Below are 16,379 nucleotides of genomic sequence, written 5' to 3' on the forward strand. Positions count from 1 at the left end.
CCATCCAGAGGCGTCGATCGCGGCGAAGGTTCCATGGAACCACGGGCGATTTCCACGCCTCCTGCCAGGCATGAGAATCTCGCTCCCCGCGGCCTTCGTCGCCGCCGTCCTGCTGCTCGACGCGTTCCTTCACCTGTTCTGGCTGGTACGACCGGCCGCGGACCCGCGAGCGCTCTCCCTGGCGGTGCTCAACTTCGAGGCGCCGTTCACGGCCCGCGTCCTCGTGCCCCTGATCGTGATGCTCACCGTCGCCGCCCTGTCGGTGATCGCCGTCTCCCTCGGCCGGGGCGGCCGGCTCGCCAAGACCGCCACGCTCGCGCTCGGCGGCGGGCTGCTCGTGCGTGCCGAACTCGGCCTCGCCTGGGCCTTCGGGCTGGGCACGGACACCGGCACCCCGTTCTACTGGCTCAACCTGCTGCTCTACACACCGTTGTGCGTGGCGCTGGGGTTCGCGACCGATGCGGTCCTGATTCGGGCACCCCACCTGACGGCCCAGACCTCGACCTCACCGCGATGATCCGCGACCTTGCCGCCGAACACGACAACCTGCACGTGACGGACTTCGCCGACCTCGGCGCGCCGCCGTCATGTGGACGGGGCGTCGCCGAGGGCGGTGGCGACGGCGGCGAGGTGTCCTGAGACCGGGCCCAGGGTGAGCAGGCCGCTGCCCGCGCCCGCCAGTTCCCCGGCCGCCGGCTCCAGCGCGGCGCGGGCGCGTCGCATCGCCTCCCGGTCGCCGACGGCCACCGCAGCCCGCGCCACCAGGCACCACATCGCCTCCATCAGCAGGTCCCGCGGTGGTTCCGGCACGCCGGCCAGTGCCGCCGCGGCCTCGTCGCGGCGGCCGTCGGCCAGGATCAGCAGCGGGCGGACCCACGGCTCGTACGGCCCCCAGTCCGCCTCGCCGGTCTGGGGCGGCAGGCCGCGGCGCACGCGCGCGCACAGCGACGCCAGCGGCAGCAACCCGCGCTCCAGGCCCGGCATGCCGGCGCCCTCCAGCCGCGCGGCCGCCCGGCGGTAGGCCGCCTCCACCTCCTCGACCGCCGGTGCCGGCTCGGCCTCAGCGGCGGGCTGCCGTCCGGCCACACCGGCCGATTCACGCTGCGTTGCCTGTGCCTCTGCGGGGGGCCGCCGTCCGGTCACGTCCAGGCGCAGTGCCCGGTACCAGGCGGTGAACACGCTCACCAGCGGCCGCTCATGCCGCTCGGCCAGCCGTTCCGCGGCGGCCGCGTGCTCGTCGGCGCCCGCGAAGTCGGCCAGCGCGCAACGTGCCTGCAGGCGGATGAGATGCCCGAGCACCTCGAAGGTGACCAGCCCGTGCCGGGCCGACAACGCCACCAGCTCCGCGCCGACCCCGTCCCGGCGACCGGCCAGCCCCGCACGCGAGAAACTCTGCATGAACACGCCGTTGAGCGCGAAGGCCAGCAACGCGGGGTCGTCCAGCCGACGCGCGATCTCCTCCGCCTGCCGGGCCGCCGCACCTGCACGCACGGCGTGCCTGCCGCGCGACTCCAGCGCGATCGTGGCCAGCAGCCGCGCCCGCACCGCGTCCGGCGCGGCCGGCGGGAGCGCAGCCAGGGCGCGTTCGGCCGCCGACACGACCTGCGCCGCCTGCCCCGCATCGTCCGAACGGGTCCAGATCGCCGGCACGTCGTAGGATCCGATCACCCGCGCCGTCAGCTCCGCCTCGCCCAGCTCTTCGGCCGCCGCGATCGCCGCCACCCGGTGCCGGCGCGCCGCCTCCAGGCCCGCACCGCCGGTCACGGCCAGGTCGCGCATCAACGTCACCGTCGACTCCAGCCGCGCCCTGGCGCCCGCAGGCACGCTGCGGTCGTAGGCGGCCGCCGCCTGCGCCCACACCGAGTCCGCCGTACCGGACATCGGATCGAGATGCGGGGCATGATGCAGGATGTCGGACTCCAGCCGCCGCAGCCGCGGCCCCGGATCCACCCCCAGGTGCTCGGCCAGCAGGTCGCGCGCCCGGCTTAGCACCGCCAGAGCGTCGCCCTGACGGCCGGTACGGTACAGCGCCAGCGCCAGCAGCCGCCAGCCGTCCTCCCGCCACGGATGCTCGGCCACGTGCGCGTCCAGGTCCGGGACCGCCTCGCCGGCCAGCCCCAGGGCCAGCCGCGCCTCGGCCAGCCGCTCGATCGCATGCAGGCGCAGCTCGGCCAGCCGCGAACGCTCCACGCGTACCCAATCCTGACCGGCGAAATCGGCGTAGGCCGGCCCGCGCCACCAGCCCAGAGCCTCCTCCACCCGCTCGAGAGCCTCCCGGGGCGGCAGCCCCGCGGCGGCGGCGACCGCCTGCTCGAACCGCCACGCGTCCACCGCGTCCGGCGCGGCACGCAAGGCGTACCCCGGACCTTCGGTCACCAGCAGCCGCGGCGCGGCACGCGGCGGCCGCTCCGGCTCCAGCGCGCGGCGCAGCGCCGCCACGAACGTGCGCAACGCCCCCACCGCGCCCGGCGGCGGCTCTTCCTCCCACAGGTCCCCGGCCAGGCGCGCCACCGGCACGACGCGGCGGCGGGCGACGATCAGCCGGGCCAGCACCGCGCGGTGCCGCGGCCCCTTGACGTCCACCACACCGCCGGCCTCGTCCCAGACCGTCACCGGCCCCAGCACCCCGAACCGCACCGTTCGACACCCCTCCTCAGCCAGCCACCGTAGCGCGCTGACCGGATGCTCATTCGCGCCCGGCACGCTGAAGTGCGTCACCTTCCGCCGTCACCCTTCACCGCAAGGAGAGCACCACCATGACGAGCACTCTCACTGGCACCATCCCCGGCTTCGACTACCAGCGCGTCCCCGTCGCCGACGGCGTGTTGCTCAACGTGGCCGTCGCGGGCGCCGGCAGCCCCATCGTGCTGCTGCACGGCTTCCCCCAGACCCACCTGATGTGGCGGCACGTGGCCGCCGATCTGGCCGCCGACCACACCGTGATCTGCCCCGACCTGCGCGGGTACGGCGCCAGCGACAAGCCCGCCGAGTCCGGCGCCGGCACCTACGCCAAGCGCACCATGGCCGCCGACGTCGTGGCGCTGGCTCGAGCGCTGGGCCACGAGCGGTTCGCGCTGGCCGGGCACGACCGGGGCGCCCTGGTCGCCTTCCGCGCCGGCCTCGACCACCCGGCGGCGGTCACCCACCTGGCCTGCCTGGACGTGTTGCCGACCCTGGACATGTGGCAGGTGATGCGCGGCGCGGGCGCGGCCGTCGGCTTCCACCTGTACCTCATGGCCCAGCCTCCCGGGCTGCCCGAGCAGATGATCGCCGCCAGCGCGGACGCGTTCTTCGGCCACTTCCTCGACGTGTGGACCAGTGACACGCGGGCCATCCCGGACGGCGTGCGTGCCGCGTACCTGCAGGCCTGCCGCGAGGCGATCCCCTCCATCGTCGCCGACTACCGGGCCTCCGCCGGGATCGACGCCGAGCACGACCACGCCGACCGGGAGGCGGGCAACCACCTGCGGATGCCGGTCACCGTGCTGCAGCAGGACTGGGGCGCCGCGCTCGGCTACGACGCGGCGGCGCTGTGGCGCGCCTGGGCGCCCGATCTGCGGCACGAGACCGTCACCTGCGGCCACTTCATGGCCGAGGAGGCGCCCGCCGACGTCACCAAGGCGCTGCGCGACCTGCTCTCCCGCTGACGACCGGGGCATGCTCGGCCGGCTGCTCGTGCGACTGCTCGGCCGCGTGCTCGTGCGGCGCCGGTCCGGTACGTTCGGGTTCCGCCGACCGCACGGGCGGAGCTTCGCGTCAGCAGGGAAGCGGCCGTTCGTAGCGGCTGACCCAGGTGCGCGGGCCGTCGTCACGGCGCTGGCCGGGAGCGCCGCCCACGGGCACGTCGCCGCGATGGACGAAGCCGCGCGCCTCGTAGTAGGCCCGCAGCCTGCCGTTGGAGGCCACGCAATCCAGCCGCAGGACATCCCGCCCGTTGCCGCGCACGGTGCCGGCCGCCCAGTCGAGGATGACCGCGCCCAGGCCGGCCACCCGGCGGCGGACGGCCATCCGATGCACGTACCCGGCGGACCCGGCCGCATCCGCCCACAGGGGGTCCGACCAGTCCAGCGTGAGTGTGCCGACGGCCGTGCCGCCGTCGCGGACCAGCCACGTCTCTCCCCGCGTGACCGCCTCTTCGATCCAGGAGCGCTCGAAACGGTCCGGCCACTGGATGACGGCGCGCCGCCTGAGCCACTCCGCCGCCTCGTTGAGCACGCTCAGCACCTCTGCCGTATCGGCGGGGGAAGCGGGGTGGAAGGTGAGGTGGACGGGTGTCGGCATGCGTCGATGCTACCAAGGTGCGTTCGGTATGATGAACGTATGGTTCATCAAAGTGTGCTCTATCTCGACGACACCTATCTCACCGAGATCACCACGAGCGTGATCGCGGCCGGTCGGGACGACGCCGGCGGCGCGTGGGTGGCCGTGCGGGACAACCTCTTCCACCCCCAAGGCGGTGGCCAGCCCGCCGATCGCGGCTGGGCGGGGGAGTGGGAGGTCGTTCCGGTACGCCATGCCGCGACCGGCCTGGTGGTGCTCGCGGGCGGCGAAGCCGGACCGTCCGAGGGCGACGTCGTCCACACGCGCGTCGACGCCGGGCTGCGGCTGCTGCACGCCGCCCTGCACACCGCCGGCCACCTCGTCGAAGCGGCGAGCCGGGCCGAGGGATGGACGCTGGCCGGCAGCAACCACTTCCCCGGCCAGGCCCGCATCGAGCTCACCCCGTCCGAGACGGGCACGCGGCCGGCCGACGCCGAGGACCGGGAGAAGGCCGCCGATCGGCTGCGCGCGTTCGTGGCCGCGGCCGTGGCCGACGATTTGCCGGTCATCGCCGAGCACGACGCCGAGGGCCGGCGGATCGTCCGGCTCGGTGACCTGCACGCCGCCCCCTGCGGAGGGACGCACGTCCGCAGCCTCGCCGACCTGGCCCAGGTGACGATCACCGCTGTCAAGCTGAAGAGGGGCCGCGTCCGCGTCTCCTACACCGCCTCCCACCGGCCGCCGCGGTGAGCACCGGCGACCGGGACCGCCGTCCCGCCAGCAGCGCGGCTGCCGCGGCCGGTGCCCAGATTCAGCGCCGCCGGCGGCAACGCGGCATGAGCCAGGCCGAGCTGGCCCGGCGTACCGGCCTCAGCAAGGCGACGTTGTCGCAGCTGGAAGCCGGCATGGGCAACCCCACCATCGACACCCTGGACGCCATCGCCGTCGCCCTGGCCGTCCCCCTCACCGACCTGCTGACCCGGGCCGACGACCCCGGCGTGGTGCACCTGCCGGCCACCGCCGCCGCCGGCGATGGCCCCACGCGTGAGCTGCTGCGCCGCATCAGCGGCGGCCACAGTCTGGAGATCTGGCGGCTGCGCCTGCCGCCGGACACCGCCGTCGACGGTGTGCCGCACGCGCCCGGCACGACCGAGCATCTCCTGCTCGCCTCCGGCGGCCTCGTCGCCGGCCCGGCCGACGATCTGCGCCGGCTGGAGCCCGGCGACATGCTGGCCTTCGCCGGAGACGCCCCGCACTGCTACCGCACCGGCGAGGCGCCCGCCGACGTCACCGTCGTCATCGCATCCCCGGTCGCGGGCTGACCCGGGGCCGTGGCCGGCTCACCCGCCTGCCACGTCCAGGCAGCAGCGGACGAAGTCCTGTACGACGGGATTGGCGTCGTCGGCGGGAGCCCAGGCGACGGCCACCTGGCTGGGGCTCACCCCGCTGACGGGACGGTATGTGACACCGGGCCGGGCGTAGTAGCGGGCGGCGGACTCGGGGGCCCAGCGCGGTTCCGTGAACAGCACCTCCACACGCAAGCTCTCCTGGCCGGGGAAGGGCAGTCGCAGCAGGGCGGCGTCGACGTCGCCGCGGTCGAGGCCGGCCGCCGGGTTCGACCAGGCGGCCTGCCGCATGTCGGCCCGCCATCCCGGCCGGCGGCGGGCGAACTCGGCGACGATGTGCTGGGTGGCCTCGTTGGCGGCGCTGGCCAGGAAACCGACCCGCAAGACGCGTGCCGCCCGGCTGGCCGTGCTCCTGGTCTCCCGCAGCGCCTGATCCCAGCCGGCCAGCAGGGCAGGCGCCTGTTGCGCCAGGGCCCGGCCCGCCTCGGTCAGGGCCATGCCGGCTTTGGACCGCGTGAACAGCCGCACTCCGAGCTGCGCCTCGAGCTGCCTGATCTGCTTGGTCAGCGCGGGCTGCGACACGAACAGCCGTTCGGCGGCGCGGGTGAGGCTGCCCTCCTCCGCCACGGCGATGAAGTAGCGCAGCAGCCGGGTGTCGACATCCATGCCGTCAGGTTATAGATGCAGCTGCCGTAATCCCGTCTGAAGAAGACCGTAAGGTCCTGCTGGCAGCGTGGAGCCATCTCAAGCGAACAAGGAACTCCGAAGGGAAGACGTCTCATGCGTACGTTCAAGCTCCAGGTCCAGACCACCGTCGACGGCTACATGGCCGGCCCGAACGGCGAGATGGACTGGATGACGTTCCCATGGACCGATGACATCAACACCTACATCGACGCGATCACCGACCCGGTCGACTGCATTGTGCTCGGCCGCAACCTCGCCGAGGGTTTCATCCCGGCCTGGGCGTCCGGGCCCCAAGGCGAGACCCAGGAGACGATCGACTGGATGAACAACACGCCCAAAGTCGTGATCTCCAACACCCTCACCGAGTCGCCCTGGGACAACGCCACCGTCGCCGGCGGGGACCTCGCCGAGACCGTCAACAAGCTCAAGGCCCAGCCGGGCGGGGACATCATCACCTACGGGGGTGGCACGCTCGTGCGGGACCTGATCGCCAAGGGACTGCTCGACGAACTCCACCTGTTCGTCAACCCGGCCGCGATCGGCACCGGAATGCCGGTGTTCCCCGACCTCGGCGCACCCCAGCGGCTGCGCCTGGTCACCGCCCGGCCGTTCGAGTGCGGGATCACCGCGCTGCACTACGAGCCGAAGCGCTCCTGACCGCCTTTCGGCGACGCGGCGACGGCCTGGCGGATCGCCGGGACGATCTCCTGCGCCCAGCGTCCGAGCGCGACGTCCGCGGGTGTGTCACCCGTCGGGAAGTACACGAAGCCGGAGGCGTCGTGCTCGAGCACCGCGCCGGTGAGCTCCTCGGCCCACTGCTCCGCCGAGCCGCCGATCCAGCGGCCTTCGCGATCGCGGGTGGCGGCGAGCGGGCGCGGCACGATGACGCCGGGGATGTTGTAGATCGTGGCGATGTCGCGGGGATCGCGGCCGACGTCGACGGCCGCCTGGTCGATGATCGGCCGCGAGTCACGGTAGCGCGGGCTGAGCCAGTCCGCGGCGTGTCCGGGGATCCACCCGTCGGCCACGCGTCCGGTGGCGGCCAGCGACTTCGGCCCGACCGAGCCGGTCCACACGGGCGGGGCCGGGACCGGCGCCGGCTCCAGGTCGGTGACGTGGTAGAACTCGCCGTCGAACGTCACCAGGTCGCCGCCGCCGCACAGCGCCCTGACCAGGGTGATGGCTTCTTCGAGCGCCCGGACCGCGGCGCCCGGCCCCAGCCGCGGCAGGCCCAGCTTGGCGATGTCGTCCCACAAGCCGCCTGCGCCCATGCCCAGCACGATCCGGCCCTCGGACAGGGCGGACAAGGAGGTGATGGTGCGCGCCAGCATCGGCGCGGGACGGCTGGGCAGGTTGGTGACGCTCACCAGGCCCGCGATGTTCGTGGTCCGGCCCAGCGCCACGCCCACGAGGGAGTAGGCGTCCAACCGGCCACCGAAATAGGGATGATCCGAGACCGTGAACAGGTCCAGCCCTTCCCGGTCGGCCTGGACCGCATGGTGGAGGGTCTGCCGCGCTTCGCCGACCGCGGTCGAGATCCCGACTCCGAACAACACGTGTCGCGCCGGCATGGTCATGCGAGTCCTCCATGACGTGAGTAGTTCGTGTAGCGAATCATTCAGTGGTAATCTGATCAGATGCGTGAGGACGAGGACAAACCGGGGGTGGTGTCCGCGTTGGTGCGGTCATCCTTTCTGGTCAATGCCGTCTACGCCGAATCGGCCCGCGAATACGGGCTGACCCCTCAGCAGGGGCAGCTCTTGTGCGTGTTGATGGCGCAGCCGTACGGGATGAGCGCCCTGGGCGCGGTGTTGCGGCTGGCCAAGTCCAGTCTCACCGAGCTGGTGGACAGGACCGCCCAGCGCGGCCTGGTGCGGCGCGAGGCGGACCCGGCGGACCGGCGCGCGGTCCGGGTGGCGCTCACCAAGCGCGGCAGCGAGCTGGTCGAGGTGTTCTACACCGCCACGTGCCGGCGGATCGAGGAGCTTCCCGCAACCCTCGGCGGCGACGAGCGCGACAGGCTCGCCGAGCTGCTCAGCCGGGTGGTGCGGGACAACAACGTGCCGATGGTCTTCCAGGAGCGAGACGAAGCGCCGCCGGCCGCGCACGGCTGACCCGCCGGCAGGAGACATCACGCAGCCGCGGGCACGCTGCGGGCGATCCCGAACAGCTCGGCGAACCGGCCGGTGAACAGGTCCGCGCCCTTGTAGTCGGCGACTGCCTGCGCGGCCAGCACGATCGGCCCGTCGGGGGAGGGCAGCTGGCCGACACCGCCCTCGGGCCCGAGGGGCAGCAGCACGAACGGTGTGGCGGACGGCCGGTAGACGGCGGCGGGCCGGTCACCGCGCACGTGGGCGATGATGTTGTCCGCCACGACCTCGGCATGCCGCATCGCGTTCCCGGCCATCTTGGCCTCGGCGATGTCGGTGATGTCACCGATCGCATAGATGTTGCCGTGACCCTCCACGTTGAGCGTCTCGGTCACCCGGATGAGCCCCTGCGGCGTGCGTACGGGACCCAGGTCGTCGCCGAGATAGCCGGTGTTCACGCGGACGCCGTAGGCACGGAACCAGAGATCGGCGGAGATGTCCCCGCCGGTGGACGGCACCGTGAACGACCCGGCCCGGCCGGGCTCGGCCGGCGGCTCCGCGCTCAGCGTGGTCCCCAGCCGCAGGTCCACCCCGAGCGCGTCGAGTTGGCGCCGCAGGTCCTCCCGCATCTCCGGCTGGAAGCCGGGGAGCAGCTGCGACGTCGGATCGACGAGGGTGACGTGCTTGTCCGGCCAGACCGTCTTGATCTCCCCGGCAAGCTCCAGGCCGACCGGCCCCGCGCCCACGATCAGCACGCGGGAGACACCCGCGAGCTGGGCGTGGGCGGCCAGCAGCCGCTCGCGCGCCGCGCTGGACGCATCGGCGTCGAACTTGAACGGGAAGGGATAACCGGAACCGGTGGCCAGCACCAGATAGTCCGCATCCACCCGCTCGCCGGAGGACAGGACCACGCCGCCGGGGTCGACCGAGACCGCGCGGTCACGGACCACCCTGCCGTGCCGGAGCAGCCTGTCGTACGGGAAGAACAGATTGTCCGCCCAATCCGGCTGCACCAGCGCGCGCAGGGAGACCGCGTTCTGGACGAAAGCGTCCTTGGGCTCGATCAGGACGACGTCCGTGTCCTGATCGAGCGCTTTGGCGGCAGTGGCGCCGCCGTACCCGCCGCCGATGATCGCGACCGTATGCCTCGTCATGTCTGCTCCTCAAAGGATGAACTACAGTTCGTGTCCCGAACCATATTAGTTCGGGACACGAACTGCAACTCCAGCCGGCATGGGTGCCGCCCACCGATGTCGAGCGGTCGCTGGCCGAAGCCAAGTCCCGGGGCGACTGGGACGCCTACGTGCGCGTCCTGCTGGACGCCGACACGTTCTCGTACAAGCCGAAGGACCAGGTCGACGGCCGCAAGCTGGTCGTGGACTGGCGGACGGAGCAGGGACCCGAGGGCAAGCAGTGCCTGGTCGTGTACACCCGGGGGGAGTTGCCCGGAACGCGGCCCGACGTCGTCGCCTGCGCGGTCTCGTTGCCCTTCCCGCCCGAGGAGTGGTGGGGGTCGGAGCTGCAGGGGATGCTGGTCAATCCCGGGAGCCCGTCAGGGACGTACTTCCCCGACGCCAAGCGCACCCGCCGGCATTGGAAGTCACTGAAGAAGAGCGTCCCGAAGAACGGCCACGACGCCGACCAGATGCTCACCAAATACACCGGGCCGCTGCACGGGCCCCTTGCGCACGGGCTGGCCTGCGGCGGGCATCTCGCCGTGCACAACGGGGTGATCTGGAACGAGATCGGCGACGTCTACAACAGCTATGAGGAGGACGTCGAGACCCTGCGCGGGTCGTGGGGCGTCACGGATCGGCACAGCTGGCAGGTGCAGCTGACGGCGCTGCTGGAGGGGCGCAACAGCCCGGCCGAGCCGGAGTTCGTGCTCCAGGTGCGCAACGATCTCGCCCGCCAGTACCCGGGCTCGCACCGCGACGCGTCCGTGTGGCAGCGGGCGACGGCCGGGGCGCTCGCCCAGCGGGGCGTGAGCGGGCCCGGCATCGACGGGGTGATGCCGCTGATCGGGAAGATCATGCGGTACGAGGAGCGCTTCCGCGCCGACGGCATCCTCCCGCCGGACGCCTTCGTCACCTCGGCGCTCGGCTACGACTTCGGGCGGGCGGTGAACTTCGCGCGGTGGGGGCTGAGCGCCCGGTTCGCCGAGCCGTACGAGACCGAGCAGCTGGTGATCCAGGCCGGGGAGTTGGCCCGGCGGGTGTATCGGACGTGGGAGGACTATTCGGCGGGATACATCCTGGGGCGGGTGCTGCGGTTCGACGAGGAGGCGTTCGGCCACATGTACGACTCCGCGCTCACTCCCCACCGGATCCTCACGCAGGATCCCGGCAGTCCGTGGCGCAACATCCCGTTCACGCCCAACTGAAACCTTCATATAGGTAACATCCAGCACGATGCCGTATGTGTGTCGGTACCATACAGCGCATGGAAGACCTGGTGGCGGCAGCGCTGGCGGCGGCCCGCGAGCGGGGCCAGGACGTGGCGGAGGTGCCCATCGGCGCGATCGCCGCGGCGGCGGGCATCTCGCGGAGCACGCTGCTGCGCAGGCTGGGCGGCACACGGGCGGCACTCAACGAGGCCGTGCGGCAGGCGGGCATCGACCCCGGCGGGCGGCCCCCCGTACGCGAACGGGCCGTCGCCGCGGCGGCCGAGCTCATCGCCGAGCGCGGGCTCGGCTCGGTCACCCTCGACGCCGTCGCCGCCGCGGCCGGCTGCTCGCTGCCGAGCCTGCACGCGATCTTCGAGGGTCGCGATGGCCTGCTGACCGCCGTCTTCGACCGCTACGGCCCGGTGCCCGACCTGGAGGCGCTGGCCGCCGATCCCCCCGACAACATCGCCAAGCTGGTCCGCGAGATCTACAGCACGATGATCGTCGTGTTCGGGCAGGAGCCTCGCGTGTTGCCCGCCGTGTTCGCCGACGTGTTCGGCCGCCCCGACGGCCCGGCGAGCCGGATGCTGCAGGCGTCCCTTCCCCGGATGGTGGTCACCCTGCGCACCCTGCTGATGGATCAGGTGCGGGCGGGCCGGCTGCGGCCGCTGCCGTTCCCGCTCCTCCTGCAGCTCATGCTCGGCCCGATGGCGGCGCACCTGCTGCTCCGCCCCACCCTGGAGGCCGCGATGGGGCCGGAGATGCCCTCGGTGAAGGAGACGTGCGAGGTGTTCACCGACGCGTTCCTGCGCGCCGCCGCCCTTCCGGGTAGGTGACGGGCGCCGAGGCCGCGCCGCCGATGCTGCGCTGCGTCAGCGGTTCTGTCTCGTGAGGACGCGGGCGCAGGTCAGGCCACGACCGTGTGCGCGAGCCCGATGGCCGCGCCGGCGGCGATGAACCAGGCGTTGTTGAGGCGGGTCTTCCACAGCAGCACCAGCGTGATCACGGCGATGGCCGCGGTGAGCGGGTCGAGGATCGCGGTCCGGCCGAGCTGGTAGGACACGCCGGCCATGAGGGCGAGTGCGGCCGCGTTGAGGCCGTCCAGCAGGGCGGAGGTCCAGGCGCTTGAGCGGAGTTTGTCGGTGAGTTTGGTGAGCAGGCCGACGAAGACGAAGGAGGGCAGGAAGATGGCCACGGTGGCCAGGAACGCGCCGATGGGGCCGGCGATCACGTAGCCGAGGAAGGTGGCGGTGGTGAAGACCGGGCCGGGGGTGACCTGACCGATGGACACGGCGTCGTTGAGCTGCTGGTTGGTGATCCAGCCGAGCCGGTCGACGAAGTCACCGCGCAGGAAGGCCAGCAGCACGTACCCGCTGCCGTACAGCACCGAGCCGATCTTCAGCATGCTGAGGAAGAGCTGGGTGAGCTGGCCGCCGGTGGGGTCGGGGAAGAGCGGGGAGCCGAGGCCGAGCAGCGGCAGGGTGAGCAGGCCGTACGCCTGGTGGTGGCGGAGCCGCCGCGCCAGCGGCACGGTCGCGGCGAGCAGCGCTCCGGCGGCGAGGACGAGCAGTTCGTTGACGCCGAGCAGGTAGGCGGCCAGCGCGGCGACGGCCAGCGCGGCGAACCAGATGTTCTTGATCACGGTGCGCAGCAGACCGAACAGGGCGTGCGCGATGATCGCGATCACGGCCGGGACGATGCCGTACAGGATGCCCTCGACGGCCGGGGTGTTGCCGTAGGTGACGTAGGCCCAGGCCAGGGCGGTGACGATGAGCGCGGCCGGGAGGATGAAGCAGATTCCGGCGGCGAGCAGGCCACGCCAGCGGGCCCGGTCGTAGCCCAGATGGATGGCCAGTTCGGTGGAGTTGGGGCCGGGGATGAGGTTGGTGGCGCCCATCAGGTCCACGAAGCGCTGGTCGCTGACCCAGCCGCGGCGGCGGACCAGCTCGTCGCGCATCATCGCGGTGTGCGCGGCCGGGCCGCCGAACGCGATGGTGCCGAGCTTCAGGAACAGCAGCGCCACCTCGCGCACCGAACCGGCCGATCCTTCGGCCGGGGTCCGGTCGGCGGAGTCCGGATCGCCGGGGCGCCCGTCGCCGGGTGCGGGCGGCTCGTCCGCGGGGTCGTGCTCGCTCACCGAGATGGTCCCTTCGCCCGGTACAAACGGCGTCCGATATCGGTAAGCGATACTACCCTGGGCGCCTGGCCGTGCTGGGAGACAGGGGAGATCTGGAGTCGGGGGCCGATATCGGGGTACGAGGGCCGGGTAGGCGCCAGAGGGCCCAAGCGCTGTTCGAGACCACCGCGGAGGTGTGCCAGGGCCTGGTGACGGCGGCGGACCACTACGAGCAGAAGACGCCGGCCTGGCACATGGAGCGCCACCCGCTACGCGCCGACATGATCACCAATGGCTCCCGGCTGCTTTCCTTCCGCAACCTCGTCTGGTACGAGCAGACTGTCTCGGACGCCCCGGATGCCTTCACCGGCTTCATCGACACCGACGCGATCCCACTGCACCCCGACGCGGATGTCTACCTGTGCGGTCCAGTCCCGTTCATGCAGGTCGTCCGGGCCGGCCTGCACCGCCGCGGCGTGCCGGACGAGCGGATCCGCTACGAGGTCTTCGGCTCCGAACAGTGGCGCCCGGCCCCCGTGCCGACGCCGGCCTGACCGACGCCCTTGTCGCCACGACCGCCTATCGGCTGCTCCCGCAGACGGTGTCGACGGCAAATTGCCGTGCTCCACACCAGAAAGGTACGCTGTAGCGCCATTCGCCTCCTACCTTCGGCGTCAATGGTCAGCGGGTATACGGCCCTCGGGGGGCGGTGCCCATGGCAAGCAGGGGGCCCGGGTTGCAGCTTCGTGGGCGGCAGATCGAGTGCGAGACGCTGGACCAGCTCGTGGCGACGGTGCAAGCCGGCAACAGTGCGGTGCTGGTGGTGCGCGGCGATGTCGGCATCGGCAAGACGGCGCTAGTGGAGTACGCACGCGCCAGCGCGTCCGGCTGCCGGATCGCCCGGGCGGCGGGCGTCGAGTCCGAGATGGAGCTGGCCTTCGGCGGGCTGCATCAGCTGTGCGCCCCATTTCTGGATCATCTCGGTCACCTGCCGGCTCCGCAGCGCGAGGCGCTCGGCACGGCGTTCGGGCTGAGCGCGGGAGCGCCGCCGGACCGTTTCCTGGTCGGGCTCGCGGTGCTCAGCCTGCTCGCCGACGTGGCCGAGAAGGAGCCGCTGGTCTGCCTGATCGATGATGCCCAGTGGCTCGACCGCGTCTCCGCGCAGACTCTCGCCTTTGTCGCGCGGCGCCTGCTCGCCGAGCGGATCGGGCTGGTGTTCGCGGTGCGCGAGTCCCACCTCGAACAAGAGCTGAGAGGGCTGCCGCAGCTCGCGGTGGGGCGGCTGAGCGACAGCGACGCGCGCGCACTGCTGGACTCGGTGTCCCCTGGGCGGCTCGACGAGCGAGTCCGGGATCGGATCGTCGCCGAGACGCAGGGAAACCCGCTGGCCCTGCTCGAGCTGCCCAGGGGATTGACGCCGGCGGAGCTGGCCGGCGGGTTCGGGCGGCCCGACGCGCGGCCGCTGGCCAGCCAGATCGAGCAGAGCTTCCTGCGGCGGGTCCAGTCGCTCCCGCCCCAGACGCAGCAGCTGCTGCTCATCGCGGCGGCCGAGCCAGTGGGCGATGTGACCCTGCTGACCCGGGCGGCAGAGCTGCTGGGCATCGCAGCGGCCGCCGCAGCGCCGGCCGAGGCGGCGGGACTGATCACCATCGGGACCCGCGTGCGCTTCCGCCATCCCCTCGTACGCTCGGCGGCCTACCGCGTGGCGACCCCGGAGAACCGGCAGAACGTGCACCGCGCGCTGGCCGACGCGACCGATCCTCGGTCGGATCCCGACCGTCGGGCGTGGCACCTGGCCAACGCGACGGCCAGCCCCGACGAGACGGTGGCCGCCGAGCTGGAACACTCCGCCGATCGGGCACAGGCCCGCGGCGGCGTCGCGGCGGCGGCCGCGTTCCTGGAACGGGCAGCCGAGCTGACCCCCGACCCTGCACGCCGCGGAACCAGGGCGCTGGCGGCGGCCCGGGCCAAGTACCAGGCCGGCGGGTACGACGCCGCGCTCGAACTCCTGGACGCGGCCGATCTCAGCCCCCTGGACGAACACCAGCTCGCCCAGGCCATCCTGCTGCGCGGCCAGATCATGTTCGCCTCCACAAGTGCCGGCACCGCCTTGCCGCTGCTACTCAGAGCAGCCAAACGCCTGGAGCCGCTGGACGCAGGACTGGCCCAAGAGACCTACCGGGATGCGCTCAACGCAGCTCTCACCGTCGACCGGCTGCCGAGCGGCGCTCAATTGCTGGATATCGCCAGGGCGACGCTCGCCGCGCCGCCGGGGCCGCCGCCGGAGCGCAACAATCTGCTCCTGCATGGCCTGGCCGTGATGACCACGCAGGGTTACGCGGCGGGCATGCCCATGGTGCGCCAGGCCCTGGACGCCTTCTGCACCGAGGGAGTCTCCAGGGAAGAAGGCCTCGGCTGGCTCCCGCTCGCCTCCCGCATGGCCTTCAACGTCTGGGATTTCGACAGTAGTACGGTGCTCTCGACGAGGCTGGTCGACCTGGCCCGCGAGAGGGGGGCGCTGTCGGTGCTGCCGTCGGCTCTCCTGCAGCTCGTGTCGAATCGGATCCTGGCCGGTGAGCTCGCCTTCGCGGACACGCTGATCGCCGAGGCGCAGACGATCGGTGAGGCGACGGGCAGCCGCTTCCTCGCCCACTACGTAACCATGGTGATCGAGCCGTGGAGAGGCAGGAGAGCCGAGACACTCCAGGCGATCGAAGCGATCACGCGAGACGCGGACCTCCACCAGGGGGAAGGCAAGCTGTTGAGCTCCAGCCAATGGGCGAGCGCGGTGCTCAACAACGGCCACGCTCGCTACGAGGAGGCGTACGCCGCGGCCGAGCGAGGCGCCGAGAACCCACAGGAGCTCGGACTGGCCATCAGGTCCCTGGTCGAGCTCGTCGAGGCCGCATCCCGAACCGGAAGGCCGGCCCGCGCCGCCGAAGCCGCCCAGCAACTCGGCGCGATGGCACAGGCCAGCGGCACCGACTGGGCCCTCGGCACCTCGGCGATGGTGCGTGCCCAGGTGAACGACGGACCGGCCGCCGAGACCCTCTACCGTGAGGCGATCGAGCGGCTCGGCCGCACCCAGGTCCAGATAACGTACGCCCGCTCCCGGCTGCTCTACGGCGAATGGCTGCGCCGCGAGAACCGCCGCGTCGAGGCGCGCGAGCAACTGAGTCTCGCGTACGAGATACTCAGCCGGATCGGGGTCGAGGCGTTCGCGGAACGCGCCCGGCGCGAGCTGCAGGCCACCGGCGAGACGATCCGCAAGCGCCCCGCGGAAGCGCCGACCGCCACGCTCACCGCCCAGGAGGCCCAGATAGCGCGCTTGGCCCGTGACGGGCTGACGAACCCCGAGATCGGCGCTCAGCTCTTCATCAGCCCGCACACCGTCGAATGGCACCTGCGCAAGGTCTTCACCAAGCTCGGCATCGCCTCCCGCAAACAGATCCGCACTGTGCTGGAAGGCGCGGCCGCTACGGCCTGACTCGCCG

The 16,379-nt window shown here is 72.2% G+C and carries 16 protein-coding genes; 10 read left to right on the forward strand and 6 right to left on the reverse strand.

Annotated elements, in window-relative coordinates:
- Window positions 1–70 precede the first annotated feature (70 nt).
- Entirely contained in the window at window positions 71–517 is a 447-nt protein-coding gene (locus tag ACTWPT_RS46220; RefSeq protein ID WP_443183905.1) for a hypothetical protein, read from the forward strand.
- Window positions 518–585: 68 nt separating this feature from the next.
- Here the strand turns inward: ACTWPT_RS46220 and ACTWPT_RS46225 are convergent, their stop codons facing one another.
- Entirely contained in the window at window positions 586–2,637 is a 2,052-nt protein-coding gene (locus ACTWPT_RS46225) for a BTAD domain-containing putative transcriptional regulator (protein ID WP_443184000.1), read from the reverse strand.
- Window positions 2,638–2,756: 119 nt separating this feature from the next.
- On the opposite strand from ACTWPT_RS46225, the gene ACTWPT_RS46230 reads away from it, so the two are divergent.
- The gene (locus ACTWPT_RS46230) at window positions 2,757–3,647 is read left to right on the forward strand and encodes an alpha/beta fold hydrolase (protein ID WP_443183906.1); all 891 of its coding nucleotides are present in this window, start codon (window positions 2,757–2,759) and stop codon (window positions 3,645–3,647) included.
- A 109-nt stretch (window positions 3,648–3,756) separates the two neighbouring features.
- Here the strand turns inward: ACTWPT_RS46230 and ACTWPT_RS46235 are convergent, their stop codons facing one another.
- Window positions 3,757–4,281: a GNAT family N-acetyltransferase gene (locus ACTWPT_RS46235; protein WP_443183907.1), complete on the reverse strand. Its 525-nt coding sequence runs from the start codon at window positions 4,279–4,281 to the stop codon at window positions 3,757–3,759.
- 39 nt (window positions 4,282–4,320) lie between these two features.
- Here ACTWPT_RS46235 and ACTWPT_RS46240 point away from each other — a divergent pair, with 39 nt between their 5' ends.
- On the forward strand, window positions 4,321–5,010 hold the full coding sequence (locus ACTWPT_RS46240; RefSeq protein WP_443183908.1) for a hypothetical protein: 690 nt from the start codon (window positions 4,321–4,323) through the stop codon (window positions 5,008–5,010).
- Complete coding sequence (locus ACTWPT_RS46245; protein ID WP_443183909.1) at window positions 5,007–5,582, forward strand: helix-turn-helix domain-containing protein; 576 nt, start codon at window positions 5,007–5,009, stop codon at window positions 5,580–5,582. The genes ACTWPT_RS46240 and ACTWPT_RS46245 overlap by 4 nt, the downstream gene beginning before the upstream one ends.
- Window positions 5,583–5,600: 18 nt before the next feature.
- Here the strand turns inward: ACTWPT_RS46245 and ACTWPT_RS46250 are convergent, their stop codons facing one another.
- The gene (locus ACTWPT_RS46250) at window positions 5,601–6,272 is read right to left on the reverse strand and encodes a LysR family transcriptional regulator (RefSeq protein WP_443183910.1); all 672 of its coding nucleotides are present in this window, start codon (window positions 6,270–6,272) and stop codon (window positions 5,601–5,603) included.
- 114 nt (window positions 6,273–6,386) lie between these two features.
- Between ACTWPT_RS46250 and ACTWPT_RS46255 the strand changes: the two genes are divergently transcribed.
- Entirely contained in the window at window positions 6,387–6,950 is a 564-nt protein-coding gene (locus ACTWPT_RS46255; RefSeq protein WP_443183911.1) for a dihydrofolate reductase family protein, read from the forward strand.
- Here ACTWPT_RS46255 and ACTWPT_RS46260 read toward each other — a convergent pair.
- Window positions 6,929–7,870, reverse strand: coding sequence for an LLM class flavin-dependent oxidoreductase (locus ACTWPT_RS46260; RefSeq protein ID WP_443183912.1), 942 nt, complete (start codon window positions 7,868–7,870; stop codon window positions 6,929–6,931). The two genes, ACTWPT_RS46255 and ACTWPT_RS46260, sit on opposite strands and share 22 nt — an antisense overlap.
- 60 nt (window positions 7,871–7,930) lie before the next feature.
- On the opposite strand from ACTWPT_RS46260, the gene ACTWPT_RS46265 reads away from it, so the two are divergent.
- On the forward strand, window positions 7,931–8,407 hold the full coding sequence (locus ACTWPT_RS46265; protein ID WP_443183913.1) for a MarR family winged helix-turn-helix transcriptional regulator: 477 nt from the start codon (window positions 7,931–7,933) through the stop codon (window positions 8,405–8,407).
- 17 nt (window positions 8,408–8,424) lie between these two features.
- Here ACTWPT_RS46265 and ACTWPT_RS46270 read toward each other — a convergent pair whose 3' ends face one another.
- Window positions 8,425–9,537, reverse strand: a complete 1,113-nt coding sequence (locus ACTWPT_RS46270; RefSeq protein WP_443183914.1) for an NAD(P)/FAD-dependent oxidoreductase — start codon at window positions 9,535–9,537, stop codon at window positions 8,425–8,427.
- An 83-nt stretch (window positions 9,538–9,620) separates the two neighbouring features.
- Between ACTWPT_RS46270 and ACTWPT_RS46275 the strand changes: the two genes are divergently transcribed.
- On the forward strand, window positions 9,621–10,766 hold the full coding sequence (locus ACTWPT_RS46275) for a DUF1266 domain-containing protein (protein WP_443183915.1): 1,146 nt from the start codon (window positions 9,621–9,623) through the stop codon (window positions 10,764–10,766).
- Window positions 10,767–10,825: 59 nt separating this feature from the next.
- A complete protein-coding gene (locus ACTWPT_RS46280) occupies window positions 10,826–11,605 on the forward strand; it encodes a TetR/AcrR family transcriptional regulator (protein WP_443183916.1) in 780 nt (259 codons plus the stop codon).
- Between the two features lie 71 nt (window positions 11,606–11,676).
- On the opposite strand, the gene chrA is transcribed toward ACTWPT_RS46280, so the two are convergent.
- The gene (chrA, locus tag ACTWPT_RS46285; protein ID WP_443183917.1) at window positions 11,677–12,906 is read right to left on the reverse strand and encodes a chromate efflux transporter; all 1,230 of its coding nucleotides are present in this window, start codon (window positions 12,904–12,906) and stop codon (window positions 11,677–11,679) included.
- A 71-nt stretch (window positions 12,907–12,977) separates the two neighbouring features.
- Between chrA and ACTWPT_RS46290 the strand changes: the two genes are divergently transcribed.
- Together ACTWPT_RS46290 and ACTWPT_RS46295 are read left to right on the forward strand one after the other, a co-directional pair.
- On the forward strand, window positions 12,978–13,439 hold the full coding sequence (locus ACTWPT_RS46290; RefSeq protein ID WP_443183918.1) for a hypothetical protein: 462 nt from the start codon (window positions 12,978–12,980) through the stop codon (window positions 13,437–13,439).
- Window positions 13,440–13,600: 161 nt separating this feature from the next.
- A complete protein-coding gene (locus ACTWPT_RS46295) occupies window positions 13,601–16,372 on the forward strand; it encodes a helix-turn-helix transcriptional regulator (protein ID WP_443183919.1) in 2,772 nt (923 codons plus the stop codon).
- Window positions 16,373–16,379 lie beyond the last annotated feature (7 nt).

This window comes from Nonomuraea sp. 3N208, from assembly GCF_052245935.1.
In the GTDB taxonomy this organism is placed as follows: Bacteria; Actinomycetota; Actinomycetes; order Streptosporangiales; family Streptosporangiaceae; genus Nonomuraea.

Coding starts and splice junctions, on each gene's coding strand:
- ACTWPT_RS46220 (WP_443183905.1), top strand. CDS start 71: ATGAGAATCTCGCTCCCCGCGGCCTTCGTCGCCGCCGTCCTGCTGCTC.
- ACTWPT_RS46230 (WP_443183906.1), top strand. CDS start 2,757: ATGACGAGCACTCTCACTGGCACCATCCCCGGCTTCGACTACCAGCGC.
- ACTWPT_RS46235 (WP_443183907.1), bottom strand. CDS start 4,281: ATGCCGACACCCGTCCACCTCACCTTCCACCCCGCTTCCCCCGCCGAT.
- ACTWPT_RS46240 (WP_443183908.1), top strand. CDS start 4,321: ATGGTTCATCAAAGTGTGCTCTATCTCGACGACACCTATCTCACCGAG.
- ACTWPT_RS46250 (WP_443183910.1), bottom strand. CDS start 6,272: ATGGATGTCGACACCCGGCTGCTGCGCTACTTCATCGCCGTGGCGGAG.
- ACTWPT_RS46255 (WP_443183911.1), top strand. CDS start 6,387: ATGCGTACGTTCAAGCTCCAGGTCCAGACCACCGTCGACGGCTACATG.
- ACTWPT_RS46260 (WP_443183912.1), bottom strand. CDS start 7,870: ATGACCATGCCGGCGCGACACGTGTTGTTCGGAGTCGGGATCTCGACC.
- ACTWPT_RS46265 (WP_443183913.1), top strand. CDS start 7,931: ATGCGTGAGGACGAGGACAAACCGGGGGTGGTGTCCGCGTTGGTGCGG.
- ACTWPT_RS46270 (WP_443183914.1), bottom strand. CDS start 9,537: ATGACGAGGCATACGGTCGCGATCATCGGCGGCGGGTACGGCGGCGCC.
- ACTWPT_RS46280 (WP_443183916.1), top strand. CDS start 10,826: ATGGAAGACCTGGTGGCGGCAGCGCTGGCGGCGGCCCGCGAGCGGGGC.
- ACTWPT_RS46295 (WP_443183919.1), top strand. CDS start 13,601: ATGGCAAGCAGGGGGCCCGGGTTGCAGCTTCGTGGGCGGCAGATCGAG.